The sequence below is a fragment of the Parasphingorhabdus sp. genome, assembly GCF_041748495.1.
Classification (GTDB): Bacteria; Pseudomonadota; Alphaproteobacteria; order Sphingomonadales; family Sphingomonadaceae; genus Parasphingorhabdus.
In genome coordinates this window covers 18,464-30,197 of the sequence record NZ_JBGTDD010000173.1, presented here as the reverse complement: position 1 = coordinate 30,197, position 11,734 = coordinate 18,464, and the positions used below count along the sequence as shown (strand labels likewise).

General features: G+C 59.2%; 10 protein-coding genes. 3 read left to right on the top strand and 7 right to left on the bottom strand.

Annotated elements, in window-relative coordinates; translation table 11 throughout:
• A partial coding sequence (locus ACEW8J_RS14935) for an FAD-dependent oxidoreductase (protein WP_373492435.1) occupies nucleotides 1–1,445 on the bottom strand: 1,445 nt, incomplete at its 3' end.
• Entirely contained in the window at nucleotides 1,445–1,777 is a 333-nt protein-coding gene (locus tag ACEW8J_RS14930) for a hypothetical protein (RefSeq protein WP_373492434.1), read from the bottom strand. The genes ACEW8J_RS14935 and ACEW8J_RS14930, both read right to left, overlap by 1 nt.
• Nucleotides 1,778–1,848: 71 nt before the next feature.
• Between ACEW8J_RS14930 and rnd the strand changes: the two genes are divergently transcribed.
• On the top strand, nucleotides 1,849–3,039 hold the full coding sequence (rnd, locus tag ACEW8J_RS14925; protein WP_373492433.1) for a ribonuclease D: 1,191 nt from the start codon (nucleotides 1,849–1,851) through the stop codon (nucleotides 3,037–3,039).
• Here rnd and ACEW8J_RS14920 read toward each other — a convergent pair whose 3' ends face one another.
• Genes ACEW8J_RS14920 through ACEW8J_RS14905 form a run of 4 tightly spaced genes read right to left on the bottom strand, consistent with a single transcriptional unit; the run spans nucleotide 3,040 to nucleotide 8,661 of the window.
• Nucleotides 3,040–4,545: a Ppx/GppA family phosphatase gene (locus ACEW8J_RS14920; RefSeq protein WP_373492432.1), complete on the bottom strand. Its 1,506-nt coding sequence runs from the start codon at nucleotides 4,543–4,545 to the stop codon at nucleotides 3,040–3,042.
• A gap of 12 nt (nucleotides 4,546–4,557) precedes the next feature.
• Nucleotides 4,558–6,747 (bottom strand): RNA degradosome polyphosphate kinase, encoded by a 2,190-nt coding sequence (locus ACEW8J_RS14915; protein ID WP_373492431.1) that lies wholly within the window; start codon nucleotides 6,745–6,747, stop codon nucleotides 4,558–4,560.
• 3 nt (nucleotides 6,748–6,750) lie between these two features.
• Nucleotides 6,751–7,368, bottom strand: a complete 618-nt coding sequence (locus ACEW8J_RS14910; RefSeq protein WP_373492430.1) for a hypothetical protein — start codon at nucleotides 7,366–7,368, stop codon at nucleotides 6,751–6,753.
• A 12-nt stretch (nucleotides 7,369–7,380) separates the two neighbouring features.
• Nucleotides 7,381–8,661, bottom strand: coding sequence for a heavy-metal-associated domain-containing protein (locus ACEW8J_RS14905; RefSeq protein ID WP_373492429.1), 1,281 nt, complete (start codon nucleotides 8,659–8,661; stop codon nucleotides 7,381–7,383).
• A 62-nt stretch (nucleotides 8,662–8,723) separates the two neighbouring features.
• Between ACEW8J_RS14905 and purM the strand changes: the two genes are divergently transcribed.
• Nucleotides 8,724–9,830, top strand: a complete 1,107-nt coding sequence (gene purM, locus ACEW8J_RS14900) for a phosphoribosylformylglycinamidine cyclo-ligase (protein WP_373492428.1) — start codon at nucleotides 8,724–8,726, stop codon at nucleotides 9,828–9,830.
• A complete protein-coding gene (purN, locus tag ACEW8J_RS14895; protein ID WP_373492436.1) occupies nucleotides 9,823–10,788 on the top strand; it encodes a phosphoribosylglycinamide formyltransferase in 966 nt (321 codons plus the stop codon). The genes purM and purN overlap by 8 nt, the downstream gene beginning before the upstream one ends.
• A 179-nt stretch (nucleotides 10,789–10,967) precedes the next feature.
• Here the strand turns inward: purN and ACEW8J_RS14890 are convergent, their stop codons facing one another.
• Nucleotides 10,968–11,624 carry a LuxR C-terminal-related transcriptional regulator gene (locus ACEW8J_RS14890; protein ID WP_373492427.1) on the bottom strand — a complete coding sequence of 219 codons (657 nt, stop codon included), beginning with the start codon at nucleotides 11,622–11,624 and terminating at the stop codon, nucleotides 10,968–10,970.
• Between the last annotated feature and the right edge of the window lie 110 nt (nucleotides 11,625–11,734).

Sequence of the window (11,734 nt, the reverse complement as noted above, 5' to 3'; positions counted from 1 at the left end):
TGCGCCTGCGCCCATTTCCAGTCGGCGAAATTCTGTCCATAATCCCGCTGCACCCGGCGTTCGTCGAGATTGTTGGTCTTGCCCCAGTGGCGGGTGAAGGCGATCCCGGCTTCATCGAGCGCTTCGACCACTTTCCGGTAGCCTTCATGGCTGGATTGGAGATTCGGGCCGTCAAAGTCGATGACAACATTGTCCGGCCAGCGCGCCGGTGCCAGCAGCCCCCTGGCCTGACGGAGGAAGCGCAGGGTCACTACCGTGCCGCCGCCGCCTCGCCGAAAACTGTCAATGATCAAGTCAAAGGCTTCGCTGAGCTGGCTGCGGTCCATGGTCACCGAACCATTGAACAGGCTGGCGATGGGAGAATGTTGCTCCGTTGTATGGCCCCAGGTGGCGATGGCCGGCGGATCATCCACATCCCGGTTCCTGGGATAGGCCTGTTCCATCGCCAGCTGCAATATCTCCCCCTTGAAAAGATCGCTGTTCGCCATCGCCTTGCCCAACAGGGTCAGCGCGTCATAGCCCGCGCCCATGTCGCCCGGCGGTGGCGGTGGGATGCTCGCGTCATAGGGCCGACGGTAGAGGAAGCGCAGCAGGCATTTTTTGTCGAAAGGGTCAAAAGGATTGAGAATGAGCTGCAGAAAATACGGATCTTCGTTCAAACCGAACGCCCGGGAAAATTTCCGGAACTCGCCGCGACACAGCCAGTCGATATGCTCCCGCCGGATCTTTGCCGCTTTCTGGATATTCTGCACCATGTAGATGGGATCGGTTTCGATCAGCATCGCGGTGACAAAGCCCATCGCGCCGACATGCAGTTGGGCCGCGGCAAATATCCGGTCGTCCCGGATGATCTCCGACCCGGTCTGAGCGATGAAGCTGTCCGACAGCACCGATTTTTCCGGCTCTATCCACAAGATCCGGTCCGGCGTCACCAGCTGCACCGCCCGGACATGATCCTGAATGCCGCCCTCCTCCCAAACGCTACCATGGGTGCCGGTGGCACAGGCTCCGGCGAAGCTCTGGCCATTGCTGGCCCCGCCGGTACGCAGCGACCGGCTCATTTCCTCCGCGCTTTCATAGACTTCGTCGACGGTCGCGCCCGCCTGCACCATCAGCAGGGATTCAGCGGCAAGATGGCAATCCGGATGCAAGTCCGGAGCCGCAATCCTGAATGTGCGGTTGAGCCGCAAGGTCTCGACCAGCCAGCCGTCTTCGACCACATTGATCGGAGCCGGCGACCAGCCCGCGCCGATCGGCCGCACCGGAATCTGATATTGTCTTGCCTCACGGAGCAGCGCCAATATGGTTTCGGCTACGTCTTTCAGATAGGCCCGTCCGTTGATCTGATCGCCATTGGCCAGTTCGATCCGGTCCTTGAGATTGCAGGCGGCGGTCTGGTGATAATTGGTCCAGACCTGATGACCCAGATGCACGACCCGCGCCATCAGGCGTCTCCCACGTCAAAGTCGCCCGCATAGCAGCGATAGGCAATACTGACCCGCCGAACGAAACCGAAGGTCACCAGACAGATCAGCACCGCCTTGCCGGTCATGAAAAACCGCATATCGTTGATACCAAGCCGGGCACAATCATCGACCTGCAGGGAACGCCCGCGCCGGGAAGCAAAGCCCCAGGCCAATATCGTGATCTCGATCGTCTTCCCGCCGACCGGTCGGGGATCGGCGACCGCCAGGCAGGCATCCCCCCACAAGGCCAGTATCTGACCGAGCAACAGCAAAGCCAGCAGCACGACTAGAATGAGTGACCAAAATGCCATGGCTTCCCCCCAATTTTATCCGGTATCGATGAATAGTTTGCGGGTCGAGCCGCCCGCTGTATAGGATAAAAATGCATATTCACAAATTGCTGACGGACAATCAGGACATCGCCGATATCTGCGCCCGCTTCGCGACAGCGGACTTCATCACGGTTGATACCGAGTTCATGCGCGAGAATACCTACTGGCCGATTCTGTGCCTGATCCAGATATCGGATGGCAAGGAAGCCGCGGCGATTGACCCGCTGGCCAAGGGCGTTGATCTTGGGCCGCTGCTTGAGCTGATGGTCAACAATGAAGACGTGCTGAAGATTTTCCACGCTGGCGGGCAGGATGTCGAAATCATCCACAATCTGACCGGCAAGACCCCGCACCCGATCTTCGACACCCAGATCGCCGCCATGGCAATCGGGCAGAGCGAGCAGATCGGCTATGCCAATCTGGTTGACAGCTGGCTGGGGATCACCCTCGACAAGGGCGCCCGGTTCACCGACTGGTCCCGCCGGCCGCTCAACGCCCGGCAGCTTGAATATGCGGTGGCTGATGTCACCCATCTCGCCAAGATTTTTCCGATGATGCTGGAAAAATTGCGCGAGACCGGCCGGGGTGTCTGGATCAATGCCGAAATGGAGAAGCTCGCCGATCCGGAAAATTATGTGAATGATCCGGAAAAGGCCTGGCTGAGGGTGAAGTCGCAGGGCCGCAATCTCGACATGCTCGGCCGGCTCAAGGCGCTGGCCGCCTGGCGCGAGCGGGAAGCGCAATCGAAGGACCTGCCGCGCGGACGGATCATGCGCGATGAAACATTGGCGGATATTGCTGGCCATCCCCCCCGCGACCAGGCCAAGCTGGGGCAGGTTCGCGGGCTTTCTGCCGGATGGAAGAATAACGACATCGGCGCACGGCTGATGGATATTATCGAACAGGCAGAGCCGCTTTCCCGCGATGATCTGCCGCTGAAAATTGGCCGACGTCCCAAGAATGGCAAGTCCAACGCCCTGGTCACCGATCTGCTCAAATTATTGCTCAAGATCCGTTCTACGGAGATGAATGTCGCCTCCCGTCTGCTTGCCCGCGCCGATGATCTGGAACGGATTGTCGCCGGAGAGCGCGAGGATGTGCCGCTGCTCGAAGGCTGGCGCTATGACGAATTTGGCCGGGATGCGCTGGATCTCGTCGAAGGCCGGGTCAGCTTCACGGTCAAGGACGGCAAGTTGAAAATGACTCACCAGCAAGAAGGTGATGCCGCAGAAGCGGAATAGTCATTCAGCCGTCATCACCGGTTCCAGACCCAGCATATTCGCCAGATGGCCGTGCCGTTTGGCGACCGCATCGCCATAGAGATGGATCAGATCGCTGGCGATCGTGAGCTCCAGCTTTTTCCCGGTTTTCCGGATCTGAGTCTGTTCAAGCGGATTGCGGGTTCCGCCACTGAGCCGCTGGCCGAGACGCATCGCCAGGCCCCAGCTGATCGCCAGCTGCGTTGCCGCTTCGCTGGCCAGCTTGCCGCCGCCGGGGAAGACATGGTTGCCGCCGCCGAAACTGGTGTAGAGCGCCTGCCCCAGCATCTCGCGTTCCGGACCGCTGATGCCGACCCAATTGCCGTGCAGTCCGATCTCCAGTCCGCGCTCGGCCCGAAAACTGGGATTCGCCCGCCAGGCAACATCGCCCAGATTGCAGGCGGCCTGGCGAATGCGGTGCCACTCAACCGGATCGTCGGAAAAAATTTCGGCAATCCATTTGCCCAGCAATTTGCTGTTCGCCGGGAAACGGGCCTGCGCCGATCCGGCGTCTTCGGTTCCCAGCAGCAGGGGATCCCTTGCCGCTTCCTGCTTGCTGATATTCTGGAACAACAGCCCTTCCCGCACGCCATAAGCCGACACCACCATCTTGCTGCTGCCCAGATAGCGCACCAGCATCGACAATAGCCAGGCAGCGTCCTTCAGCGTCGGGATGCGGGAGCTGGAAAGCCCCGGGACATTCTTGAGCTTGTCCTTGTTCAATTGGGCGAGCCGGCTGACCAGCCGCTGGGCACGCCGCGGTTCCATTTCATAATTGTGGATCACCGGCAGCGGATAATTGCTGTCAAACATGTCAAGCCGGGCCAGCGACCGCCAGGAGCCGCCGACCAGATAGAAGGGAAGCTCTTGCGCCTGCTTCTCCCATCCGGTTTTCTTCAGCATTTTCCGGACCTGACGCTTGAGCTTGTCCTGCCCCTTGCTCCGCAAATCGGCGACCCTGAGCACGCCGAGCGGAAAGGAATAGCGTTCCAGGACCGCGCCCCCGTCGATCAATGCCAACTCGAGACTGCCGCCGCCCAGATCGCCGACAATGCCTTTTGCATCGGGCATGCCGGAGATTACGCCAAGCGCGGCCAATTCCGCTTCTTCCTCGCCCTGCAACACCTGCACATCATAGCCGATGGCGCGCGCCGCCTTGAGCAGATCCTTGCCATTGATTGCGTCCCGCACCGCTGCCGTGGCGAAACTCTTGATGCTGTCGACTTCCATATCCGTGCACAGACGGTGGAAGCGTTTGAGGCCGCGGATCGCGAGCAGCATGGAATCCTCGGCAATATCGCCGGTCGTGGACAATTGCCTGCCCAGGCCAGCCATCACTTTTTCATTGAACAATATCGCCGGAATCCGGGCCGGCCCCTGATAGACGACCAGCCGGATCGAATTGGAACCGATATCGACGATCGCCGTTCGCTGGTTGCCGTGTTTTTTTCTCGCTTGCGCGGTGGCGGATATTTTCTCTTTTTGCATCAACACCCCGGGTCACGCCTTTTTCTTGCGGCGGCGGAGGCTCAGCCGGGGAACCGCATTGCTTTTCTTCAGCGCCTTGCCGCGGCCGGAGAGCGACGGGTTGGTCATGAAATAGCGGTGCAGGTTGAAGGGCTTGCTCGAAGGGACAACCCTGGTGTAGCTGCCATCTGCATTCAATTCCCAGCTCTGTTCGTCATCAATGAGATTGGCCACCATGACCTGATCCAATATCTGGTCATGGACGGTCTTGTTGGTGATCGGCATCATATATTCCACGCGTCTGTCCAGATTACGCGGCATCCAGTCGGCCGATGAAATATAGAGTTTCGCGCCATCATTGGGCAATTCCCTGCCATTGCCAAAGGCCCATATCCGGCTGTGCTCGAGAAAACGGCCGACCACCGATTTCACCCTGATATGGTCCGACATGCCCGGCACGTCGGGTCGCAGACAGCAAATGCCGCGGACCACCAGATCGATTTCGACCCCGGCGTTGCTTGCCTGATAGAGCTTCTCGATCAGCGCCGGATCGACCAAGGAATTCATCTTTGCCCAGATCATGCCCGGTTTGCCCGCGCGCTCATTGGCGATTTCCTGATCGATCAGCGCCATCAGGTCCTCGCGCATGTCCCGCGGGGACATCGAGATCAGTTCCAGCGCCTTGGGCTCGACATAGCCGGTGATATAGTTGAACAGTTGCGCCGCATCCCGGGCCGCCCGCGGATCCGCGGTGAAAAAGCTGAGATCGGTATAAATCTTGGCGGTTATCGGATGATAATTGCCGGTGCCAAAATGACAATAGGTGCGATAGCCTTCCTGTTCCTTGCGCACGACCATCGATATTTTCGCGTGGGTCTTCCACTCGATGAAGCCGTAAACGACCTGAACCCCGGCCCGTTCCAGTGCGCTTGCCCAGAGCAGGTTTTGCTCTTCGTCGAAACGCGCCTTGAGTTCGACAATCGCAGTCACCGATTTGCCGGCTTCGGCTGCGTCAATCAGCGCCCGGATCACGGCGGATTGCTTCCCCGCCCGGTAAAGCGTCTGCTTGATCGCGACGACGTCGGGATCGGCAGCCGCCTGCCGCAGAAATTCGATCACCACCTCGAAGGACTCATAGGGGTGATGGACCAATATGTCCTTGTCCCGGATCGCAGCGAAACAGTCGCCGCCATGATCGCGAATCCGCTCCGGAAAGCGCGGGCTATAAGGCGTGAACTTGAGATCGGGGCGATCTTCTTCGACCAGGATTTCGAGATCACTGACGCCAACCAGACCATTGATCCGGCTTTCGGTCGCCCCGTCATCAAGCAGATTTTCGCGCAGCATCGCAACCACAGGCTCGGCCAAGTCCGGGCCCATTTCCAGCCGGATCACATCGCCGCGACGGCGCCGTTTGATCGCGCTGCGGAAATAGCGGACAAGATCTTCCGCTTCCTCTTCCACCTCGATATCGCTGTCCCGGATGACCCGGAACAAGCCGCTGCTTTTCACGACGTAGCCGGGAAACAGGATATCGGAAAAAGCCTGGATCACGGTCTCGACTGCGACATAGACGGCTGACTCGCCGGGCAGGCGGATGAAGCGGGCGAGACCGGACGGGATCATTACCAGCTCCCTGATGCCCTGATTGTCCGATTCGCGGACGAGATCGAACACCAGACTCAGACCCTTGTTCGGGATGAAGGGAAATGGATGGGCCGGATCGAGCGCCTGCGGAGTGAGCACCGGAAATATCTGGTCGATAAAATGCCGGCTCAACCAGGCTTTCGACGTTTTCGACAGGTCGGCCACCGCCGCAACGCAAATCTCTTCCTCGGCAAGCGTTCTGGACAGCGACAGCCACACCCGTTGCTGGTGCTCAAGCAAGGAATCGGTGCGAATCGCTATTGCCTCCAGCTGCTGCGTGGCGGTCAGGCCATCAGCCGAACGTTCCTCGATATTCTGGCGATATTGTCCCACCAGTCCGGCGAAGCGGACCATGAAAAATTCATCGAGATTGCTCCCGGAAATAGACAGAAACCGCAGACGCTCCAACATCGGATGGGCGGTGTTTTCCGCCTCTTCGATCACCCGCTCGTTAAAGCCCAGCCAGCTTATTTCACGGTTGAAATAGCGCTTGCTGCGATCCTCCGCCGGTCCGCCAGCGGCATCAACCTCCGGCGACAGATCCGCATCCAGCGATTCGGCAGAAGGTTTATCCATGGGTCAGACTTCCACCTTTTCATCGCCTGCGTCAAACGTACCGAGCGCCGATTTCGCAATGGCCAGATTGATCGGCTTTTTGGACTCGATCGCCAGCGCATCCATTTTCTGAGCCAGTTGGCGCACCATAGCATAAGAGCGGACCATGCGCTTTTCCAGATAGCGCAATGCATCTTCGGATATGGTCAGGCCCCGGATCGCGAAATATTTCTGCAACAGCCCATCGATCATTGGCTGATCGGGTGGTCCGATTTCCAGATGCAGCGAGGCGGCGAGACGGGATTGCAGGTCAGGCAGTGAAACCTCCCATTGTGCAACCGGCAGGGCCGAAACCAGCAACAGCGGCTTGCGTTCGTCATTCGCCCGATTCCAGAGATGGAAAATCTCCAGCTCCTCGGATTCGCAAGCATCATCGACGACCAGTCCGCCTGTTTCCTGGGCAAAGGCCGATGCCATTGTGGTTTTGCCAGAGGCTGCGGGGCCCGTCAGGATCAGCGTGTGGTGCGCCCAGTCCCGCCATTGCTGCAGGTGCCGGTGCACTTCAGCATTGGCCGGCGTCACCAGATAGCCGCCGCGGTCCGGTGGCGGACTGTGTTCAAGAGGTAGGGCAATCTGACTCACGGTCTCGCTACTTCACTGTCCGGAACGACTGATACGCAGGGCGCCTGCTCCTTGCTGGACTTGCCAGCCTTGCGCCCTGAGGGCCTGGGCAAGCGCTGCAATATCACCTCTATAGGTCACGTTCATGACAGATACACCGCCGAGCGCCAGGCTGGAGGTGGAAGCGGAGGTGACACCCGGTATCGACCGTACCGCCGATTCCGTGCTGCTCACAGCGCCAACGTCCGGCGTGTCAAACTGCAGCGAAACGGTGGTTGCGGCAGCCGATGTCGCCGCATCACTTCCGGATTCTGTCGCCCCGTTTACCGTTGCGCTTTCTGGAACTTCGCCCGCGCTGTCTTCGGTCGATCGAGCATCCTCCAGCTCGAAATCTTCGAGAAGCAGTTCATCCAGATCGAAAGGGTCTTCGATGATCAGCGATTTGTCGGTTTTCAAGACGCCGCGCGTCAAGGCACTCGCATATATGGTGTCCAGCCGCGCGATGCCTTGATCCAGCATCTTGGGGATATCTTCGCTTTGGCGGACTTTCAGGGTGAAACTGTCGACATATCGGTTATCGGGACCATAGCGTGCGGTAAAACGCCCTGAGACCGGCCCCCCGGGATATTCATAAGTCAGCCGGACAATCGGAATAACCACATCGGCTGCGCCAAACTGGTCCAGAATATTGCGCCACCAGCGTCGACTGGGGCGGTTGGCCTGCCCTGCGGTCAGCACCAGCGACTCGCTGTCCGAGCCATAGGGCCGGACATAGTCGATCACGCTGTTGCCGGAATTGAATCGCGCCCAGGCCTTTTGCCACTCGGTGCGATGTTCGAATACCTGAGGCGATCCCGCGCTCCACATGATCGGTAGCACCAGCAAGGGCGGAGACCGCAAGCGCCGGCCACCGACACCCAGAATCGAGCCGGCCCTGGCCCGGTCGAACATAACGCCGAGCGTGGCGATATAGCGTTTGGGTCCGATCTGCTCCTGCTCGACGATGATGGCAGAGACGATCGTGTTCAGCGTACCATCCGGCAGGCCTTCGGTGTCACTGCCCTGGGTGCGCTTGTAGAGCATCTTCCAGGCCAGGCGCTGCGCCTCTTCCCAGCCCTTTTTGCGGGCATCGATGGCATTATCGCCATGGACATCGACCTTGACGCCCATGACTTCAAAGTCGCCGCTGCTGGCCAAGGGCGCAACTCCGCGCTCGATGCCTTCCAGCTGGGCATAGACAACCGTTCCCGCTAGCATCGTCACAACGGCAATGATGGCGGCAATCCTGATTCTGAAGTCAGTCAAAAAACTCATTTGCGCCCTTTTGACGATTATGGCGTGGAAATCCAGCCGCGACTTGTCTAATCGCACAAGTTATGAGTGAAAAGCAAAATGAGCCGGATAACTACACCTATGCGAAAGCCGGTGTTTCCATCGCTGCGGGCAATGCCCTGATCAAGGCAATCGCGCCCCTGGCCAAAGCCACGGCGCGTGCGGGTGCCAATGCCGAACTCGGCGGTTTTGGGGGATTTTTTGACCTGAAAGCGGCGGGATATCAGGATCCCTTGCTGGTCGCGGCCAATGACGGCGTCGGAACGAAGCTCAAGCTCGCGATCGATCATGACCGGCATGACACGGTCGGAATCGATCTTGTCGCCATGTGCGTCAATGACCTGATCGTACAGGGCGCCGAACCCTTGTTCTTCCTCGACTATTTCGCCACCGGCCGACTGGAAAACGGCATTGCCGAGAGAGTTGTCGCCGGCATCGCCGAGGGCTGCAAAATGTCCGGCTGCGCGCTGATCGGCGGCGAAACCGCAGAAATGCCGGGCATGTATGCCGAAGGCGATTATGATCTTGCCGGTTTCTGCGTCGGCGCGGTGGAGCGCGAAAAGGTTGTGACCGGCGCGACGATCGCGCCAGGCGATATCCTCCTCGGTCTCGAATCGTCCGGCATCCATTCCAACGGTTTTTCGCTGGTCCGGCGGCTGGCTGCGGACAAGGGCTGGAAAATGGATCGCCCTGCCCTGTTCAACCCCGACATCCTGCTGGTCGAAGCGTTGATGGCTCCGACCCGAATCTATGTAAAATCGCTGCTGCCGCTGATGCAATCGGGCCGGATAAAGGCGCTTGCCCATATCACCGGCGGCGGTTTGCTGGAAAATATCCCGCGCGTCCTGCCGGACGGACTGCACGCCCATGTCGATGCCGCGCGCTGGGATCAGCCCAGGCTGATGGCATTCCTGCAGGCTCAGGGCAATATCGAGCCGGAGGAAATGGCGCGGACGTTCAATTGCGGGATCGGGATGGTCCTGGCTGTCTCCCCCGACGAAGCGACCGCGATAACGGCCAATCTCGAAACCGCAGGCGAAAAAGTCCATGTAATCGGTGAGGTGCGTCCAGGAAACAAGGGTTGTTCGGTTACGGGGACACGCGGCATTTGGTCGGCGACGGCCGACTGGACCGCGACGCATGATGGCTGAAAAGGCCAAAATCGCGATCCTGATTTCCGGACGCGGATCGAATATGGCCGCGCTGGTCTATGCCGGAAAATCGGCCGACTGCCCTTTTGAAGTTATGCTGGTGGCGTCCAACGATCCCGACGCCCCCGGCCTGGCCCTGGCGCAGGCCGAAGGCATCGCCACCTTCGCCCATCCGCACAAGGGACTGTCGCGTGACGCCCATGATGCGATCATGCACGACGCTATTGTCGGCGCCGGCGCAGAATATGTCGTGCTCGCCGGTTATATGCGGATCCTGAGCGATGGTTTTGTGCAAAAATGGTCCGATCGCATGCTCAATATCCATCCCAGCCTGCTGCCCAAATACAAGGGGCTCGACACCTATCAGCGCGCCATCGACGCCGGAGACCGGGTCGCGGGATGCTCCGTACATCTGGTCACCGCAGAACTCGACGATGGCCCGGTATTGGCGCAGACCGAAGTGGCGATCCTTCCCGATGACGATGGCGACCGGCTGGCCAGCCGGATCCTGATCGCCGAACATCAGCTCTACCCGAGCGCGCTCGCCAAATATGTGACCCGCGAGTCCGATCCGGAATGGATATTGGCGCAGCTGCGCGAGCGTGCGCTGGCGCTCGAGGAAAGTCACGAACGGGCCAGTTTCGGTGCGCCCGGCTGGCGGGTCGGCAGCGAGACTACAGGGAAATATTTCGCCTATTTTGCACAGAGTCATCATGGCGAAGCCAGTATCGCCCTGCTCGTCAAGACCACCGGGATCGACGAACAGACCGCCCTGATCGACGCCGATCCTGACCTCTATTATGCACCCAAATTTTACGGCAAATCCGGCTGGATCGCGATCCGACTTGATACCGGCCAAACGGATTGGGACCATATTGCCGACTGGCTGAGAAAAAGCTGGCGGATGGTCGCGCCAAAGCGACTCACCAACATGATCGAAATCGCGAATCAATTTTAGGGAGAAGGTGCATCACGGGTTGAAAATCTCTGGACAACAAGGAGGAGGGAAATACTGTTGCCCAAAAAAAATCTGCGGCCCTGAATGGGAAAAGAAGTTCCAACCCGCGATGCCCTTTCAGATATAGACCAGGTCCAGCACAAGATCGATACGGCCCTTGGACCGTATGACCGGCTATCCTACATGCCGGCTTCCACGGCGAGCCGCACCATATCCGCTGCACTGGGGACGTCGAGCCGTTTCATCAGGATCGAACGGTGCATTTTCACAGTCCGCTCGCTGAGCCCCAGTTCATGGGCAATCTGCTTGTTGAGTAGACCCTTGGCGATAAATTGCAACACTTCGCGCTGCCGCTTCGACAGGTCCTTGACAATCGCCACCGCCCGCATCCGGCGCGGCTTGGCGAGGCTCGGCGAGTCTGCATCGATTTCGACCTGCGAGCCGAGAAAATATTCCAGCACCCCTTCTTCGTCAAACAACGGCGCGACCAGCACCGCGTTCTGAAATGGCGTGCCATCTTTCTTGTAATTCAATATCTCGACCAGAACCGACTTTTGCTGCCGCACCCCGCGCCGGATTTCTTCGGTCAGCCAGGATTCGGTCGCCTCGCCCGCCAGAAAACGGCAATTTCGGCCGATAATAAATTCGCGGTCATAGCCGGTCAGTTCCTCGAATGCATCATTGACCGCGACGATCGGGTTATCCTGAAGTCGGGGATTGCTGACCACCGAGGCAATCGGACTTTTTTCGATCAGGGCCATGACCGACGGACTGGGCAAATCCGATAGGGAGATCGCCATCTGGTCTTGTTCGTCGGGATGTTGCTCGCGATCCATGCTGGCAAGCTACTCGATTTTCACGGTTCAAGGCAAGCGCTAGCGCGACGGGACCTGCTGCGGTGAGAATTTGCCACGCGCTCGACATGCATCAGGCAGGGACGGCGCCG